The following is a 15,842-nucleotide window of genomic DNA, read 5'->3' as shown; positions in this document are numbered from 1 at the left end:
GCGTGACTTCCCGCCTGTGGATAAATGCGCGAAGGTTACCACTTAGCGCTCGGTTAGTTGCATTTTCAACAAAGTCTTGTGGATAACCGTAGATATAGGTGACGGCCCGCGCATCGGGGGTGCGCGCGGGCCGTCAGTAACCCGGCCTCGGGGGGCGAGCCGGGGCAGGCCGCACAGTATATCGGGGCCTTGCACCGATTATTATGACACGTTCATTACCCGATCACAACAGCTAAGAAAAATAATCTACCTGCACGGCCCTGACCTGCACCGAATAAGTGTTCACCACCCACCGGGTACGGGCGTACGGTTAGGCCGCGCGGGCGATGGCATCGGCTTCTTTGCCACCTACCTCCCAGGCGGAGAGGTGGAAAAGCACCACCTCACCAGGCTTGTCGCGGTAGTTCGCGCGGCACTCGCGGTAGGCCTTGGAATGGCGGTGAAAATACACCTCTGGCACGGCAAACCCGCGAGGATCAAAGCCGGTATGTATGGCGGCAAGGCGGGCCGCAACGCGCGCTACCACGCCGCTGCGCGGGCCAAAGAATTCACCGGCCGCGATTTCGGCGTGCACGACGCTCGGCAAAAGGTCGCGGAACGCAGGGCCGCTGCCCTGCGCAATCAGGCGCGCGAGGCCCTGCAAGCGCGCGCTATCGCCGCTGGGGATCCCGTTTCCGCCGGCGGCGACGTCGATGCGCGCGAACACTTGCAGCGGCGCGCGGGCAAAGGAGCGGACGGTGGAATCTACCACCTCAGGTGCTGCCACGGAATACGCGCTGACCGCGCCGGCGAGCGGCCCGCTTTCCACATCGCCTGGGCCAGGATGCGGGGGGATGGCGTGCCCATCCAAGGCCACGCTGGCGCGCGCCCCGCGCATCAAGGACTCCGCGGAGATGACCTCATACCTGCGCAGCCCGGCGGGCCTGCGGTGGGCGCGCGCGATGGCAGCCGCGGCCTTTTCCGCACCTTCTTTCACCCCCGGGAGGCGAAATAGCGGGGATAACGGGTCATTTTCTGGCATATACATTAGGATAGCCCTAGACGCCCCGAGCCCCGAAGGCCCCTACCTTTTGGCGTGGCACCGTAAAACCGCGCTGTATCTATTATCATTGGGGCCGTTACAAGGTTTAGATGAAAAACGAGGAGAATTAATCGTGAGCAACGATGGATTATTTACTGACGGCACCGATCAATTCGCACCAAAGGTTAATTCGATTCCTTTGAGCGATGTTGATGCATCGTCCTCCGAAACCTCCATCGGCAAGTTGGTCTCCAATGCCACCGAGCAGATGTCCCAGCTCGTGCGCTCTGAGGTAGAGCTGGCCAAGACGGAGCTGGCGCAGTCCGCAAAGAAGGGCGGCATCGGTGCCGGCTTCTTCGGTGCGGCCGGCACCATCGCGCTGTACAGCTCGTTCTTCTTTTTCTTCTTCCTCGCTGAGCTCCTCGCGCTCTGGCTGGAGCGCTGGGCTGCCTTCTTGATCGTCTTCCTCGTGATGATCGTGGCTGCCGGTGTCCTCGCCCTGCTCGGCGTCAAGAACGTCAAGAAGGTCAAGGCGCCGCAGAAGACCATAGATTCCACCAAGGAACTCAAGAACCTGATTCCGGGCAAGGCGCAGAAGTCGCTGGACCGGAAGGATACTCACGGCCTGTATACCTAAACCGCACGCACTATTAGATCCGCCTCAGCCTTTCCTGGGGCGGATTTTCTGTACACATAGAAAGGCGCCTTGTCCTCCATGGCCTTAGCACCACTTCCCCCCTCCACGGTTGAGCTGGAAGGACCCTTTGCACACGAGTTTGTCCACACCCGGGGCATCCGCCTGCACGTGGCCATAGCGGGCGATAGCGCCGATCCCCTCGTTGTTTTTATTCACGGCGCATTCGGCGGCTGGTTCGATTTCCAGGAGGTCATTGGGCCCCTCGCCCAGAGCGGGTACCACGTCGCCGCGGTGGATATGCGCGGCTTTGGCATGTCCGATAAGCCGCCCATCGATCCCGGCCAGGATATCCGCACCTTGGTCGGGGATCTGGATGGCCTCATCCAGGCATTGGGCCACGATGATGCCTATATCGTCGGCGCCGATACCGGTGGCGCGGTGGCGTGGTGCCTAGCCGCCGAGCGCCCCAATCGCGTCCGTGGCTTGGTCTCCGTCTCGGCCGCGCACCCCGTGGATATCCGCCGCGCCATCGCCGCCCGCCCCTGGGACTTTGGGTGGATGATCCTGCGTTCCCTCCTCTGCCATCTGCCAAAGGTCACCCGCGCGAATTCCCTGCTGCTCAGCCCCCGGGCCTACCGCAAGGAGCTCAGCCTGGATACGGGGCCCGCGCTTGCCGATGCCACCCTAGAGTCCATCCTTGCCCTGCGCCTGCGCGCCTCTCAGATTGGCAAAGTGCGCCGCGGGATCCTGTGGAATCACCGGATGCGCACCGCCGTGGTGCCCTTGAACTGGTCCGAATTAAGCGTCAAGCGCCCCGTCCTTTTCATCCACGCCCAACAGCGCTTGTGGAACCCCGTCATCCAGCGAGCCTCCCTCCGCGCTCGCGCCGGATTTAGCGCCACCTCGATTCCAGGTGCCAAGAACCTGCCCTTCCTCGAGGCCCCCGAGCAGTTCGTCGACGAGCTGCTCCGCTGGCTCGACGCATAGGGCGCGTGGGGCGCGTAGGACGGCGCGTGGGGAGACATACCCCACGCGGATCTAATACGAAGGCTAGTGCGCCACGCACTCGCCCGTTTCTACCGGGCGTTTCAACTGGGTGACATCCCCAATGTGGCCGATGACCTCGTCTGCGGTCAGCGCGTATCCGGTCTCAGAATCATCCACTGAGGCGCCGAAGATAACGCCCAAGACCTCGCCCGCGGTATTGACCAGGGGGCCGCCTGAGTTGCCCTGTTGGATATTGCCGCGCACCGTATAGGAATCGCGCTCTACCCGGCCTTGGGAGTAGATATCTGGCCCGGCGATGGTGATGCGATCGCGCACGCGGGCCATTTCCGCATTAAAGGGGCCGGAGTGTGGGAAACCCATGACCATGGCATCGTCGCCGGTCTGGGCCGGCTGCTGCGCCCACGGCAAGGGCTGGATGCCCAAATCCGGCGCGTGCAAGACGGCGATATCGACCTCTGGGTTGTAGTAGACCACCGTGGCGTCTTTCAACCCCAGCTTCGTATCCAGCCTCACTGTTTGGGTGCCGGCCACCACGTGGGCATTGGTGACCACATAGTCATTGTCCACCACAAAACCGGAGCCCATGAGGCGGCGGGAGCACTCTTCGGCATCGCCAAGCACATGAATGATAGACGGTCGGATGCTGCGCACCAGCTCCGGATCCTGCACATCTGGGGCGGGGTCCTCGACGTCCTTGCCGCTGATGGAGGTTTCCCACGGCGAGACCAAGGGCGGAAGCCCCGATTCATTGAGCATCGCCGCCACGCCATTGGGAAAGGAAGCCAGGCGCGTCGGGGCGGCCGCGTTGAGGTTGCTCAGGATGCGGGAATCGCGCAGCCCCTGCCCCGCAGATCCGCCCAGATTGGTGGCCACGGGGATAGAAATCATCCAGATGACGATGAGCGCGATGAAGGACTGAAAGACCGCGCCGAATAGCGAATCTATCCGCTGGGTGGTGCGCGCCTTCATGCGGTCGCGCACGCTGGTGCCCAAGGAGGAACCAATGATCTGCCCAATACCCACCAGCAAAACTAGGATTCCCACGAGCAGGAGCAGGCGCAGCGAAGGCTCGTCCACTGTGCGCAATACGCTGGGGGCTACGGCGATGCCCACCACGAGGCCCGCGCCCACGCCGATGGCGGAGAGCACCGCGGCGAGCGCACCATTGCGCCAACCACTGAGCAATGCTGCTAACACGGCAAGCACAATCAGGCCGTCAACAATGAGCGCAGCAGTCATGGCTTTGGTTCTTTCTCTATCGAAATCTCGTGCGTCCCCCGGCGCCTTAAGCGCGCGGGCAATTAGGACATCTTCTCATTATTGCGGGACTTTTTGAGGGTGTCACGCAGGTCTATGACCGAATTGTTATCCCACGGTACGCTCCACCCAGAATGATCCAATAATGCTGCCAGCACCCCGGCAGTAAACCCCCAAATCACGTAGTCATTGGCATAAAACGCCGGCCCTTGCCATTGCTTGAAGCCCACCAGCAGGCGGTTGCGGGGGTCAATGAGCTCCCTAATCGGGACGAAGAACACATCATCGGTCTCCGCCGGGCTCGCGGGATAGACCTCGCCCGGCTGCTTCCAGTGGGCCAAAATCGGGCTTACCGGATTTCCCGTGGCGCGAATGTGCAGCTGCTCCCACTGTTCTAAGGGCGTGACCGTATGGCGCTGCAGGGCGGTTTCCTCCCATGCCTCCCGCAGCGCGGTATCAACCAGCGACGTATCGCCCGGATCCCGCCGGCCGCCCGGGAAAGCAATCTGGCCGGAGTGCGAGCGCATGGACGGCGAGCGGTGCGTGAGCAGAATTTCGCCATCCTCCACGCTGTTCCCGCTCAGCAGCATCAGCACCGCGGCTTCCCGCTTGGTGGGCACCTCTTCCTCCGAGCCATTGAGCTGCGAGGCCTGCCGCTTACCAATGAGCTCTTGCACCTGACTCGTATCGACGCCCAGCGCGGGTTTTATCCACTCGGGCGTGTATTCGGGCCACACTTTACTCATCCGGCAAGCGCCTCCTTGACCGTCTTTTCAATCTCGTCCGCAGAGGTAAACGGCTGGGCCGCCTGTTTGATCACTTCGCCATCGCGGAGAATGACGGTCACGGGAACCACGCCTGGCAGGCCCAGCGTGCCCGCGAAGCTATTATCCGGATCCTGGAAGCTCGGCAGGTCTACCCCCACGTCATTGAGGAACGCGGCCCCGTTGGCGGCGTTTTTATCCGCGTGCACCCCAATGACCTTCCAGTCAGGGTGGGATTCTGCTACCTCGTCCAGGTGGGGCAATTCCGCGCGGCACGGCTCGCACCACCACGCCCACACGTTGGCGATGGTAATGCCCTCATCCGCCTTGTCTCCTTCGCCTGCGTCATCGCCGCCCAGGCATTCCAGATCCACCCCGGCGATGGGCCCCGCGGGGCAATCTGGGCGCTCGGCTACGTCCTGGTCACCCGCCGCGCCCGATTCCATGCCAGGGGCCTGCGCCGATTCACCCGCGCCGGTGTCATCCCCACGCAGCTGCATGACCCCCACTACCACGAGGACAGCGATGACAATGGCCGCAATGACGGTGCCGAAGACGTATTTTTTCATACCGCTAGCTTAATGCAGCCGGGCACAGATCCCGCACCACGCAATCCCCACACTCCGGGTTCCGGGCGTGGCAGACCCGCCGGCCGTGAAAAATGACGCGATGGGAAAACATCGTCCACTGTTCCTCTGCAATGAGCTTGGCGATGTCCCTTTCTATCTTCACCGGCGTCTTCTCTCCCGTCAGCTCCAGGCGCTGCATCAGCCGGCTAAAGTGCGTATCCACGGTAAGGCCGGGCACCCCGAAGGCATCGCCCAGCACCACCAGCGCCGTCTTGCGGCCCACCCCAGGCAGGGAGGTCAGTTCCTTTACGGTCTGTGGCACCTCGCCGTCGAATTCAGAAACGAGGCGCTCGCCGATGCCCATAAGATGCCCCGCCTTCGCCCGCTGAAACCCCAGCGGTCGCAGGATTGCCTCAAGGTCCTCCCGCCTGGCCGCCGCATAATCGGCCGCCGTGGGATAGGTGCGGAAAAGCTCAGGAGTCACCGAGTTCACGCGCGCATCCGTGCACTGCGCGGAGAGCACCGTGGCCACCAAGAGCTGGAGGGGAGAGTCAAAATCGAGCTCGCACTGCGCATCGGGGTGTTCGCGTGCCAATCGCTCATTAATGACGGGCGCTCTCTTGCTCGGGGCCGCGGTGGCCGACAGTGATGAACTCATGCCGCCAAGCTTAGTAGGATAGGAATACATGATTTCACTTGTTATTTTCGTTCCGCTTGGCATCGCCCTTTTTGCGCTCCTCATGGAAAAATTGGAAGCGATTGTCTTCGCAGATTAATAGAAAACGCGCTGGCTGTAACGCTGGGGGCGTAAGTGATCCCATTTCTGTTATGTAAACGAAACTAGGGCAGTACCCAAAAGTGACGAACTGCACTGTAAAATGGGGTACGCTAAAAATTGACCCCGCTTGTTCCGCATTAGCGTGCCTCCCTGGAGCCCGCAAAAGGATGTGGCCCAAGCACTTTAGTGACTTACCGCAGTCGACATCCAAGGAGTAAAACGTGGAAGGCGTACAGGACACCCTCTCCCGCGCCGGAATCTTCCAAGGCGTTGATCCCGTAGCAGTGCAGAATCTTCTCGAGCAGATGGAGACAGTGCGCTTCCCGCGCGGTACCACCATCTTCGATGAAGGTGAGCCCGGTGACCGTTTGTATATCATCACCTCCGGCAAGATTAAGCTCGCCCGTCACGCCCCGGATGGCCGCGAAAACCTCCTGACCGTGATGGGCCCGTCCGATATGTTCGGCGAGCTCTCCATCTTCGATCCAGGCCCACGTACCTCGTCCGCCGTCTGCGTGACTGAGGTCCAGGCCGCCACCATGAACTCCGAGCTGCTGGATAAGTGGGTTAGCGATCACCCCGCCATCGCCCAGCAGCTGCTGCGCGTGCTGGCCCGCCGCCTGCGCCGCACCAACGCCAACCTGGCGGACCTCATCTTCACCGATGTGCCCGGCCGCGTTGCCAAGACCCTGCTACAACTGGCTAACCGCTTCGGCGTCCAGGAAGGCAGCGCACTGCGCGTCAACCACGATCTCACCCAGGAAGAGATTGCCCAGTTGGTCGGCGCTTCCCGCGAGACCGTCAACAAGGCCCTGGCTACATTCGCCCACCGCGGCTGGATTCGCCTCGAGGGCAAGTCCGTGCTCATCGTCGATACCGAGCACCTCGCCCGCCGCGCGCGATAAAACCAAAAATCCCCTCCGCCCCCGTGCATAAGCACTAAGGGTGGAGGGAATATGCGTTTTAGCAGGCTTCCTGCCGCGCCGCGCGTTAGCTGTCGGTACCGTCGAGGTACTTCAACGCGGTGCGCGTAGATTGCTCGGCGGCATGGCGCAGCACCGGATCCACATCGTCATACATTTCATTGACCAAGGTGGTCAGGTCCACGTCATCGCCCAGCCGGGAGCGGATTTCCCGGATCTGATCCAAGCGGTAATGGCGGCGGTCAATGTACTTGCGCGCCACCTGCGAGGTATCCTCCAAATCCGGCCCGTGGCCCGGGAAGAGCGGAACATCCTTGCCGCGAGATTCCAGCACATCCAGGGCATGCAGGTAATCGGCCAAATCGCCGTCCGTTTCTGAAAGCAAAACGGTGTGGCGCCCCGCAATGGTATCGCCGGTAACGATGCCTTCTAGCCGGGAATTTTCCACCTCCCCGCTCCACACAAAGAAGGACGTGGAGTCCGCGGTGTGGCCCGGTGTATGCAGGACCTCCAGTTGCGGGGTGATGCCCTCCAAAGTCAGGATTTCGCCCTTCTGCAACGCCTCCGCGCCATTGCAATAGCTAGGATCAAAGGCACGGATAGGTGCGCCGGTCATCTGCCGGAGCCGTTGCGCGCCCGAAGCGTGGTCATCGTGGCGGTGGGTAAGCAGAATTAAAGCCACCTCACCGGCATGGCGATGCACAACGTTGAGGTGGCCTTCATCCTCCGGCCCCGGGTCTACGACGATCGACCGAGAGTCTTCAGCGGCGCTGATAATCCAGGTATTCGTGCCCTCGAGGGCGGTATAGCTGGGATTATCACAAAGAACTACGCCGACGGATTGGCTTACGGGACGCAATTGACTGTATGCGGGGTGCTCCATGCCTACCAGCCTAACCGATCACTCAGCGATCTCTACGATCAATTCGATCTCCACCGGGGCATTCTTGGGCAAGGCGGCAACGCCGACTGCAGAACGCGCGTGCGTGCCAGCCTCGCCGAATACTTCCCCGATGAAATCCGATGCCCCGTTAACCACCGCGGGCTGTTCTTCGTAGCTGGGATCCGAGGCCACGAAGCCAACGATCTTGATCACGCGGGAGATATTGTCCAGCCCGATCTCTGCATCAACGGCCGCCAGGGCGTTGAGGACGGCGGTGCGGGCCTGTTCTTGGGCCTGCTCCGTGGTGACTTCAGCGCCGACCTTGCCGGTCACCGGCAGGGAGCCATCCACCAAGGGAAGCTGGCCAGAGGTCCATACCTGGTTGCCCACGCGCAGTGCGGGCACATAGGAAGCCAGAGGCTTAGCGACGCCTGGCAGCTCCACCCCTAGCTCTTTCAAGCGAGCGGAAAAGCTCATTTACTCTGCCACCTCGCGCTTGAAGTAGGCCACCACGTTCTCCGGGTTGGGGCCAGGGGTGATGGAGACCAATTCCCATCCGTCTTCGCCCCAAGAGTCAAGGATCTGCTTGGTGGCGTGGGTCAGTACTGGTGCGGTTGCGTATTCCCATTTAGTCATGGGGTTTATTCTAGCGATTTAATACGACTTATGCCGCCCCTATTCCGCAGCGCTGTCGCCGCTGCGAGGACAGTCACACCCCCTGACCGCCTTAAATGCCGACGAGTTCGCCACCCTTAGCCAGGTAATTGGCCCAGTCCGTGATGTGGGGGTTCTTGCGCAGGAGCGCGCGGCGCTGACGCTCGGTCAACCCGCCCCACACGCCAAATTCCACGCGGTTATCAAGGGCATCTGCACGGCATTCCGTTAATACGGGGCAGTGGCGGCAAATGACGGCGGCTTTGCGCTGTTCAGCGCCGCGCACGAATAATGCGTCTGGGTCCTCATTGCGGCACTTTGCTTGAGTGACCCACTCACCACGCTCGGGATTTCGGGCTGTTTTGGACATCCCCGCAGTCTTCACTCGAACGGTCATGGGTGAGTGTTCTCCTTCCCAGACGGAATACTATGTACCGAGGCCTGAGTCTATTCACTAGAACGCGAGATTGTCTACGAGGTCACACTTTAGGGGGTGCAGGTCACCTTCCCCATTGCTAGGCAGACCACGTAGGGTATTGGGCGTGACTGTCTTCAAATCTTTGTCCAAGATAGCCCTGTCCACGGTCTTGGTAGCCGCGCTCATCGCGCTCGCGCTTGCCCCCTTCGCGGGCATTTCCGGCGTAGCGATCGCCCGCACCAACCAGACCATGCAATCGGACCTGCAAGACCTAACAGCGGGCAATATCCCTGGTGTTACCACGGTGCAGGATGCCTCAGGCAAAGATATGGCCTATGTCTATAGCCAACGCCGCCACCCCGTAGATGCTGACGAGATTTCGGACGCGATGAAAAACGCCATCGTTTCCATTGAAGACGAGCGTTTTTACGAGCACGGCGGCGTTGATCTCCAAGGCAATTTCCGCGCCCTGTGGACCAACCTCACCTCCGGCGGGGTATCCCAGGGTGCGTCCACCATTGACCAGCAATACGTCAAGAACTACCTCCTGCTCGTCTCCGCGCAGACCGATGAAGAACGGGCCGCGGCGACCGAGCAATCCGTCACCCGCAAGTTGCGTGAAATGCGCATGGCAACGCAGATGAATGAGGAATTGGATAAGAAGGAAATCCTCACCAATTACCTCAACTTGGTCTCTTTTGGTAACCATGCCTACGGCGTGGAGGCCGCCGCGCGGACCTACTTTGATAGCCACGCCGCGGACCTCACGGTGCCGCAGGCGGCGATGCTGGCGGGCATGGTGCAGTCCTCAGAGCGCCTCAACCCCTATACCAATGAGGAAGAGGTACTTGACCGCCGCAACGTCGTGCTGCAGTCCATGGTGGATAACGGCTATCTGGAGCAGGCGGAAGCGGATGAGTATAAGGGGGAAGAATTGGGCGTCGGCAAGCGGCCCAATACCTTGGACAATGGCTGCATCGGCGCAGCTGATCGCGGCTTTTTCTGCGATTTTGTGCTGCAGTACCTTGAGGAAAAGGGTATGGACCAAGCTCAGCTTGCCAACGGTGGATATACCGTAAAGACCACGTTGGACCCGCAGGTGCAGGATACGGCGCTATCTGCGGTGCAGTCGCGCACCAACCCGAATGCTCAGGGCGTCGCCGAGGTGATGGACGTTATCGAACCGGGCACGTCAGACCGCAAGGTCTTGGCCATGGTCTCTTCCCGTGCGTACGGGCTGGACCAAGATAATAATGAAACCCTGCTGCCGCAGACCAACTCCTTGGTGGGCAATGGCGCCGGCTCGGTTTTTAAGGCCTTTACCGCCGCGGCCGCCCTCGAGGCTGGCTACGGCATTAAGAATACGGTGGATGTGCCCACCCGCTATGAGGCCGAAGGCCTTGGCCACGGCGGCGCCGATAACTGCCCCGCCAACCGCTACTGTGTGGAAAACGCGGGCAACTATAAGGCCACGATGACGCTGCAAGAGGCCTTGGCCCACTCGCCCAATACGCCATTTATCAAGCTCACCGAACAGGTTGGCGTGGCACCCATCGTAGATATGGCGGTGCGCCTCGGCCTGCGCTCCTACGACGAAAAGGGCACCTTTGATAAGGACACTTCCATTGCGCAGCGCACAAAGGACGCCAATTCCGGTTCCTTTACCCTGGGCCCCAACCCGGTAAATCCGCTGGAACTATCCAATGTCGGCGCAACGATTGCCTCCAATGGCCGGTGGTGCGAGCCCAATCCCATTGACGAGGTCCTGGACAAGAACGGCAACGAGGTCTACCTCAAGGAGACCCCGTGCGAGCAGGCGGTAGACCAGGATGTAGCCCACGCCCTGGCCAATGCGCTGTCTGAAGATGCCACACAGGGAACCGCCAAGGATGCCGCCCAGGCTGCTGGCTTTAGCTCCCCCATCGCCGCCAAGACCGGTACCACCGAGTCCAACCAGTCCTCGGCATTTTTGGGATTCAACGACGGACTCGCCGCCGCTCCTTATATTTATAACGACGGCACCGATACCCAGCCGCTGTGTACCTCACCCGTGCGCCAGTGCACCGGCTCCGGCAACCTCTTTGGTGGCTTAGAGCCCGCGCAGACATTTTTCACCATGGCATCGCAGCTGCCGCAGGCTACCCAGGGCGGGCTGCCCAACTACAACAAAAAATACGATGACGGCACCACCGGGGATAAGTTGCTCGATAGCTTGCGCGGGAAAAACGAGTCACAGGCCCGCAGCACCCTTGAGGCCAAGGGGTACGTGGTAAAAACCTCCCGCGTTGTCGGCGGGGATGTTCCCTACGGCCGTGTGGTGCGCGCGATTACCGGCAAGGATGGCAAGAAGGACGGCGCCGAGATTACCCTGCAGCTTTCCGATGGCACCTCTGCCACCCAATCCCCCTCCAGCGGCGTAGGCAGTGCGAATACGACCGGCGCACAAAATAACACCGGCAGCGGGAACACTGCCGGCGTGAGCAACTGGGGAGGAAATAACGGCGGCGGATTGAACCTCAGCCCAGAGGACTTTGGAATCCGCCAGGAAGATATCGATAACTTCCGCAACGATATCCGCAATCTCCTCGGCCGCTAAAGATTAGTTAAGCTGGCCTTTTACCTCTGCGGAAAGGCGCTTGCCGTCGGCTTGGCCGGCGGCTTTTGCATTGGCAACCTTCATGACCGCACCCATCTGCTTCATAGTGGGTGCTTCGCCGTTTTCTTTTTCTACCTCAGCAATTGCTTCTTCTACCAAAGCCTTAAGCTCCGCATCATCGAGCTGGCGCGGCTGGTAGGCCTCGAAGAAGGGGACATCGACAAGCTCAGCCTCTGCCAATTCCGGGCGGCCATTTTCTTCATAGACCTCTGCGGACTCGCGGCGCTTTTTAATCTCGCGCGCGATAACCTTGAGGATATCTTCATCCTCCAGCTCGTGGCGGGAGCCAGTGGTTTCTTCGGCCTGGATTGCCGCGAGCAGCGCGCGAATGGCGCTGGTGCGCTGCTTTTCCTTGGCCTTCATCGACGTTTTCAGATCTGCTCGGATAGTATCTTTTAGCTCGCTCATGCCTTTCAATATACGTCCATTTAAGGCAGGTAGTGTAGAAGCTGTGAAACTTCAACGGATTCTTGGCGGCGTCGCCGCAGGCCTAGGTGTTGCTGCTTGGGGCTTTAGCGAGCTCACGAAATTCGAGCTCAAGGAATTTACCCTTCCACTCCTTCCCAAGGGCACCCTGCGCGGCGAAGAAGAGTTCCGCCTGCTGCACATTTCTGACCTGCACATGATCCCGGGACAGCAGACCAAGATCGATTGGGTCTCCGCCCTCGATGCGCTGGAGCCAGACCTCGTGGTCAATACCGGCGACAACCTCTCCGATAAGCAGGCCGTGCCCGATACCCTGCGCGCGCTCGGCCCGCTGCTCGCCCGGCCCGGCGTCTTCGTGTTTGGCACCAATGATTATTGGGCGCCGCGCCCGGTCAACCCCTTCAAATACCTACTGGGTAAAAAGCGCGAGCCCTCCTACGTTGACCTTCCTTGGCGCGGCATGCGCGCGGCCTTCGTGGAGCACGGTTGGTACGACGGCAACCAGGCACGTCACGAGTTCAAGGTGGGCAATGTTCGCCTTGCCGTGGCCGGAGTGGACGATCCGCACCACGACTTGGACGATTATTCCGAAATCGCCGGCCCACCCCACGAGGATGCCGATCTATCGCTTGCCCTGCTCCACGCCCCCGAGCCGCGCGTGCTCGAAAAGTTCGCCGCCGATGGTTACCAGCTCTCCCTTTCCGGCCATACCCACGGTGGGCAGGTGTGCCTGCCCGGTTCGCGCGCCATCGTGACCAATTGCGGCATCGACCGCCCGCGCGCACAGGGCCTGCATGATTTCGGCCCTATGAAGATGCACGTCTCCAATGGCTTGGGCACGTCCAAATTCGCCCCGGTGCGTTTATTCTGCCGCCCCTCGGCCACCCTGCTGAGGATCACTGAGGTGGACTAGACCTGCCGTTTTGCCGATCGCATTCACCGTGCGTTAAAGTATTTCAGTACTGCTTTTAAGCAGTAGACCGGGATATGGCGCAGGTTGGTAGCGCGCTTCGTTCGGGACGAAGAGGTCGCAGGTTCAAATCCTGTTATCCCGACAGTAGCCCGCAGGAAACTGCGGGCTTTTTCCATGCCTACAAGGCCCTGGATTCCAGAGCCCGCTTAGGCCAGCATTCCGGTAAAGAAGACGATGGCGACGAGGATGATGGAAAATACCCATGCGATGGGGAAGGCTATCTTGAGGTACTTGCCCATCTGACCGTCCGCCAGTCCCAGCGCCAGCCACAGTGCTGGCGAAAATGGGGAGACGAAGGTTCCCACCACGTTGCCGATAATGAGAGCGCTCGCAGCGCCCATACCGCTGACGCCGAAGGACTCCACCGTGCCCTGGACGATGGGCAGTACCGAGAAGTAATACGCATCCGTGGAGGTCAACAGATCTAGCGGAACCCCAAAGAATCCCACGATGACGTGCAGATACGGTGCCACCCCTTCCGGACCCCGCCGTGAATATATACCTTTGGGTAAAAACGGGAAACGACGCGGCGCCCCTACAGCACCGCGTCGCCCCTATTCCCTATCACTCACAACGGCGCAAGCCGTTCGCCTACCCCCTAAGTAGGCGGTGTGAGCACTAGTAAGAATAACACTCCTCGTATTCCAGCCATAGCGCTGGCAAACCATTGCCAGCTTTATACAAACTTTTGGCCATTTAAGTATTAAATTTCAGACTTTAGCGGCTGTTTTTGGGTTCTCCCCGGCAGGCACGAGCCATTTCACTGCACTCAGACCTACAAGAGTGATAGCGCCCAAAACGGCAAGGCCGGTCCACAGCACCACTGCCTCACCATCGTTGCCCGCCACGGTGACGGCGGCCGTTGTCCAGTTGAGCGGCAAAAGGTTAGCTACTACCTGCCATACCTTGTCCACCCCGGCGATGGCCGCGGATTTCCACAGCCACCCCACCAACGCGGTCTGCCCAATGCCAAAGATCGCGGCGAGGATCGATCCCACGGTCATGCCACACAGTTCGAGCAAGCCACGCACGATAAGCGCGGAGGACAGGGCACCCAAGAACAGGGCTCCTCCGGCGGCCACGGCGGCGATGGGGGTAAGGCCGATGGACAAGACGAAGAGCAGGATCTCCCCGATAGCCACCGCTGCCAGCGATCCGCCGAGAACCATCAGCCACGGGCGGAATCCCAATTTCCACGCCACCCCGGCCGCGGATCCAGCCAAGAGGACGAGCGCGGAAATGAGCATGGCGATGACCGGGCTCAGCTGGCGCGCATCTTCCTCTGCAGCCACGTGCGCGGGAGGCAGGGCGCGCTGCACCTCCCCCAGGTTCGATTGGTTTTGTTCGGCCATGCCGGTGAGCTTGCCGGCGCCATCGTCAAGCTGGCCCACCCCATCGAGCGCCTCATCCACGCGGCTATTGAGCTCCGCGATGGACTGGTTGAGCTGCTGCGCGCCTGCCACAGCCTGGTTGATGCCATCGTGATAGGCATAGCCGCTTACCGCCAGCTGATTGGAGAGATCGCGCGAGCCATCCTTCAGCTTTTTCAACTCCCCGGTCAGGGATTCATCGAGGCGGAAGTTTTCCACCTGCTTGCGCAGATCTCCCAGCTGGGAGCGGACTTGTTTCGCTTCCTTGGAATCATTTCCCTCCAGGTCGCGCACCGTACCATCGATGGCTTCCAAGATTTGGCCTTGGACGGCCCCCAGGCCCACGACCTGGTCGACGGCCCCGCCGACGGTATTGGCCAGCTCCGTCGCCCCTCCGCCGAGGGTATTGGTCCCGGACTGCAGCTGGTTAAGGCCCGAGACCAGCTCTTGCGAGCCGCCGGCGAGCTTTTCGACGCCCTCGCCTAATTCCCCAGCACCCTTATCCAGCTCACTAGTACCCTTGTTCAAGCGATCCGCGCCGGATTTCAGGATGCTGGCCTGCGCTTGGGCGCGGCTGGCGGCCTCGGCGGCTTCCTTAAGCTCCGGCGATGCCGAATTCGCCTGTGGTGCGCCATAAGGCTGCGCGGCGCTCGACCACGCATGCGCCGGTTCCCACTGCGCCCAGGCCGCCACTGCGGTACCAACGATAAGCGGTACGGCGAGCAATACGAGCAGGAAGAAATTGCGCCACCGCGAAGAGCTCGCGGACGCGGTGGGCGCGGTCGAGGCAAGGCGTTTGGTCATGCTAGTAACCTATCGCTGCAGGTCATTCCCTTTCCGCAGGCGCGCCGATCCCCACGCATAACAAAGAGAATCTACTATTAAGACATGCCTATCCCCCTGAAACCCCCGTTCTCCCGCACGCTAGCGTGCGCGGCCGCGTTTCCGCTGTGCATGGCATTGGTGTCCTGCGCCGATGATGCCGATACCTCCGCCCACCCCAGTGAGCCCCAGTTTTCTGATGCCGTGGCGCAATCCAGTTCCGGATCTGCAAGCTCCGCGGAAGGCACGGCAGCCACTACAACCGATGCCCCTGCGACCTCACCCAAAAAGACGCAGGCACAACAACCCACTCCAAAGGAAGTCACGGTCACCACAACCACCACGCAGGCCAAGGGCGATTGCTCCCCCGCGTCCTTTGCTCCCATTGTCCCCAAAATGGACAACATTGTGGTTATAGATTGTGACGGTGCCTGGGCTCACTTTGGCAAAGACCAAACAGATTGGACCGTATGGGCGCGATTTAGCGAAGGCGAGTGGACAAATATTGAGCCAATCGGTGTAGCTACTTCTGGAATGAGCGAACCGTGTTATGACGTGGACAAATGGATCAAGCAGGGCGCTCCTAGCTTTGTCTCAGACAATATGCGCCGCTGCGATTAATACCGCCTAACGTACAGGCCGCCTTCGACCAACTGTCTCCGCTGCACCCAACTCACAGCAAC

Annotated in this window: 17 protein-coding genes, 1 tRNA gene and 1 pseudogene; 7 read left to right on the top strand and 12 right to left on the bottom strand. The window is 60.7% G+C overall.

Translation table 11 applies throughout. The features are described 5' to 3' along the window. Window positions 1-310: 310 nt before the first annotated feature. Complete coding sequence (locus tag QP891_RS09125) at window positions 311-1,027, bottom strand: oxidoreductase (protein ID WP_284770747.1); 717 nt, start codon at window positions 1,025-1,027, stop codon at window positions 311-313. Between the two features lie 127 nt (window positions 1,028-1,154). Between QP891_RS09125 and QP891_RS09120 the strand changes: the two genes are divergently transcribed. Together QP891_RS09120 and QP891_RS09115 are read left to right on the top strand one after the other, a co-directional pair. After that, window positions 1,155-1,658 (top strand): phage holin family protein, encoded by a 504-nt coding sequence (locus QP891_RS09120; RefSeq protein WP_410757377.1) that lies wholly within the window; start codon window positions 1,155-1,157, stop codon window positions 1,656-1,658. A gap of 78 nt (window positions 1,659-1,736) precedes the next feature. Next, window positions 1,737-2,645 carry an alpha/beta fold hydrolase gene (locus QP891_RS09115; RefSeq protein WP_284770746.1) on the top strand — a complete coding sequence of 303 codons (909 nt, stop codon included), beginning with the start codon at window positions 1,737-1,739 and terminating at the stop codon, window positions 2,643-2,645. A 63-nt stretch (window positions 2,646-2,708) separates the two neighbouring features. Here QP891_RS09115 and QP891_RS09110 read toward each other — a convergent pair whose 3' ends face one another. The 4 genes from QP891_RS09110 to nth form a co-directional block, all read right to left on the bottom strand. Then, complete coding sequence (locus QP891_RS09110) at window positions 2,709-3,905, bottom strand: MarP family serine protease (protein WP_284770745.1); 1,197 nt, start codon at window positions 3,903-3,905, stop codon at window positions 2,709-2,711. A 62-nt stretch (window positions 3,906-3,967) separates the two neighbouring features. Continuing rightward, the gene (locus QP891_RS09105) at window positions 3,968-4,669 is read right to left on the bottom strand and encodes an NUDIX hydrolase (RefSeq protein WP_284817042.1); all 702 of its coding nucleotides are present in this window, start codon (window positions 4,667-4,669) and stop codon (window positions 3,968-3,970) included. Further along, a complete protein-coding gene (locus QP891_RS09100) occupies window positions 4,666-5,256 on the bottom strand; it encodes a TlpA family protein disulfide reductase (RefSeq protein ID WP_284770744.1) in 591 nt (196 codons plus the stop codon). Before QP891_RS09100 ends, QP891_RS09105 begins: the two co-directional genes overlap by 4 nt. A gap of 4 nt (window positions 5,257-5,260) precedes the next feature. After that, window positions 5,261-5,914 (bottom strand): endonuclease III, encoded by a 654-nt coding sequence (nth, locus tag QP891_RS09095; RefSeq protein ID WP_284770743.1) that lies wholly within the window; start codon window positions 5,912-5,914, stop codon window positions 5,261-5,263. Window positions 5,915-6,255: 341 nt separating this feature from the next. On the opposite strand from nth, the gene glxR reads away from it, so the two are divergent. Further along, entirely contained in the window at window positions 6,256-6,939 is a 684-nt protein-coding gene (gene glxR / locus QP891_RS09090) for a CRP-like cAMP-activated global transcriptional regulator GlxR (protein ID WP_005276495.1), read from the top strand. Between the two features lie 85 nt (window positions 6,940-7,024). On the opposite strand, the gene QP891_RS09085 is transcribed toward glxR, so the two are convergent. From QP891_RS09085 to QP891_RS09070, 4 genes are all read right to left on the bottom strand, one after another. Beyond that, window positions 7,025-7,840 carry an MBL fold metallo-hydrolase gene (locus QP891_RS09085; RefSeq protein WP_284770742.1) on the bottom strand — a complete coding sequence of 272 codons (816 nt, stop codon included), beginning with the start codon at window positions 7,838-7,840 and terminating at the stop codon, window positions 7,025-7,027. Between the two features lie 18 nt (window positions 7,841-7,858). Then, window positions 7,859-8,317: a RidA family protein gene (locus QP891_RS09080; protein WP_284770741.1), complete on the bottom strand. Its 459-nt coding sequence runs from the start codon at window positions 8,315-8,317 to the stop codon at window positions 7,859-7,861. After that, the gene (gene sp36, locus QP891_RS09075; protein WP_126318073.1) at window positions 8,318-8,476 is read right to left on the bottom strand and encodes a Sp36 family protein; all 159 of its coding nucleotides are present in this window, start codon (window positions 8,474-8,476) and stop codon (window positions 8,318-8,320) included. Window positions 8,477-8,567: 91 nt separating this feature from the next. Next, window positions 8,568-8,891: a WhiB family transcriptional regulator gene (locus QP891_RS09070; protein WP_284770740.1), complete on the bottom strand. Its 324-nt coding sequence runs from the start codon at window positions 8,889-8,891 to the stop codon at window positions 8,568-8,570. A 145-nt stretch (window positions 8,892-9,036) separates the two neighbouring features. On the opposite strand from QP891_RS09070, the gene QP891_RS09065 reads away from it, so the two are divergent. Next, window positions 9,037-11,508 carry a transglycosylase domain-containing protein gene (locus tag QP891_RS09065; protein ID WP_284770739.1) on the top strand — a complete coding sequence of 824 codons (2,472 nt, stop codon included), beginning with the start codon at window positions 9,037-9,039 and terminating at the stop codon, window positions 11,506-11,508. A 3-nt stretch (window positions 11,509-11,511) separates the two neighbouring features. Here the strand turns inward: QP891_RS09065 and QP891_RS09060 are convergent, their stop codons facing one another. Then, the gene (locus QP891_RS09060; RefSeq protein ID WP_005276488.1) at window positions 11,512-11,976 is read right to left on the bottom strand and encodes a GatB/YqeY domain-containing protein; all 465 of its coding nucleotides are present in this window, start codon (window positions 11,974-11,976) and stop codon (window positions 11,512-11,514) included. Between the two features lie 43 nt (window positions 11,977-12,019). Between QP891_RS09060 and QP891_RS09055 the strand changes: the two genes are divergently transcribed. Together QP891_RS09055 and QP891_RS09050 are read left to right on the top strand one after the other, a co-directional pair. Beyond that, the gene (locus QP891_RS09055) at window positions 12,020-12,907 is read left to right on the top strand and encodes a metallophosphoesterase (protein ID WP_284770738.1); all 888 of its coding nucleotides are present in this window, start codon (window positions 12,020-12,022) and stop codon (window positions 12,905-12,907) included. Between the two features lie 68 nt (window positions 12,908-12,975). Further along, window positions 12,976-13,049 (top strand) — tRNA-Pro (locus QP891_RS09050). A 64-nt stretch (window positions 13,050-13,113) separates the two neighbouring features. On the opposite strand, the pseudogene QP891_RS09045 reads toward QP891_RS09050, so the two are convergent. Further along, window positions 13,114-13,449: pseudogene (locus QP891_RS09045) on the bottom strand (citrate transporter); the annotation flags it as partial. A gap of 228 nt (window positions 13,450-13,677) precedes the next feature. After that, on the bottom strand, window positions 13,678-15,141 hold the full coding sequence (locus QP891_RS09040; protein ID WP_284770737.1) for a hypothetical protein: 1,464 nt from the start codon (window positions 15,139-15,141) through the stop codon (window positions 13,678-13,680). 84 nt (window positions 15,142-15,225) lie between these two features. Here QP891_RS09040 and QP891_RS09035 point away from each other — a divergent pair, with 84 nt between their 5' ends. After that, the gene (locus tag QP891_RS09035; protein WP_284770736.1) at window positions 15,226-15,780 is read left to right on the top strand and encodes a hypothetical protein; all 555 of its coding nucleotides are present in this window, start codon (window positions 15,226-15,228) and stop codon (window positions 15,778-15,780) included. The last annotated feature ends 62 nt before the right edge of the window (window positions 15,781-15,842 follow it).

Source organism: Corynebacterium sp. MSK310 (assembly GCF_030227355.1).
Classification (GTDB): domain Bacteria; phylum Actinomycetota; class Actinomycetes; order Mycobacteriales; family Mycobacteriaceae; genus Corynebacterium; species Corynebacterium rhinophilum.
The sequence above is the reverse complement of the archived record's forward strand: the minus strand, read 5'-3'. Positions and strand labels throughout refer to the sequence as shown.

Coding starts and splice junctions, on each gene's coding strand:
- QP891_RS09115 (WP_284770746.1), top strand. CDS start 1,737: ATGGCCTTAGCACCACTTCCCCCCTCCACGGTTGAGCTGGAAGGACCC.
- QP891_RS09110 (WP_284770745.1), bottom strand. CDS start 3,905: ATGACTGCTGCGCTCATTGTTGACGGCCTGATTGTGCTTGCCGTGTTA.
- QP891_RS09035 (WP_284770736.1), top strand. CDS start 15,226: ATGCCTATCCCCCTGAAACCCCCGTTCTCCCGCACGCTAGCGTGCGCG.
- QP891_RS09100 (WP_284770744.1), bottom strand. CDS start 5,256: ATGAAAAAATACGTCTTCGGCACCGTCATTGCGGCCATTGTCATCGCT.
- nth (WP_284770743.1), bottom strand. CDS start 5,914: ATGAGTTCATCACTGTCGGCCACCGCGGCCCCGAGCAAGAGAGCGCCC.
- QP891_RS09105 (WP_284817042.1), bottom strand. CDS start 4,669: ATGAGTAAAGTGTGGCCCGAATACACGCCCGAGTGGATAAAACCCGCG.
- QP891_RS09085 (WP_284770742.1), bottom strand. CDS start 7,840: ATGGAGCACCCCGCATACAGTCAATTGCGTCCCGTAAGCCAATCCGTC.
- QP891_RS09040 (WP_284770737.1), bottom strand. CDS start 15,141: ATGACCAAACGCCTTGCCTCGACCGCGCCCACCGCGTCCGCGAGCTCT.
- QP891_RS09070 (WP_284770740.1), bottom strand. CDS start 8,891: ATGACCGTTCGAGTGAAGACTGCGGGGATGTCCAAAACAGCCCGAAAT.
- QP891_RS09060 (WP_005276488.1), bottom strand. CDS start 11,976: ATGAGCGAGCTAAAAGATACTATCCGAGCAGATCTGAAAACGTCGATG.
- QP891_RS09125 (WP_284770747.1), bottom strand. CDS start 1,027: ATGTATATGCCAGAAAATGACCCGTTATCCCCGCTATTTCGCCTCCCG.
- QP891_RS09080 (WP_284770741.1), bottom strand. CDS start 8,317: ATGAGCTTTTCCGCTCGCTTGAAAGAGCTAGGGGTGGAGCTGCCAGGC.
- sp36 (WP_126318073.1), bottom strand. CDS start 8,476: ATGACTAAATGGGAATACGCAACCGCACCAGTACTGACCCACGCCACC.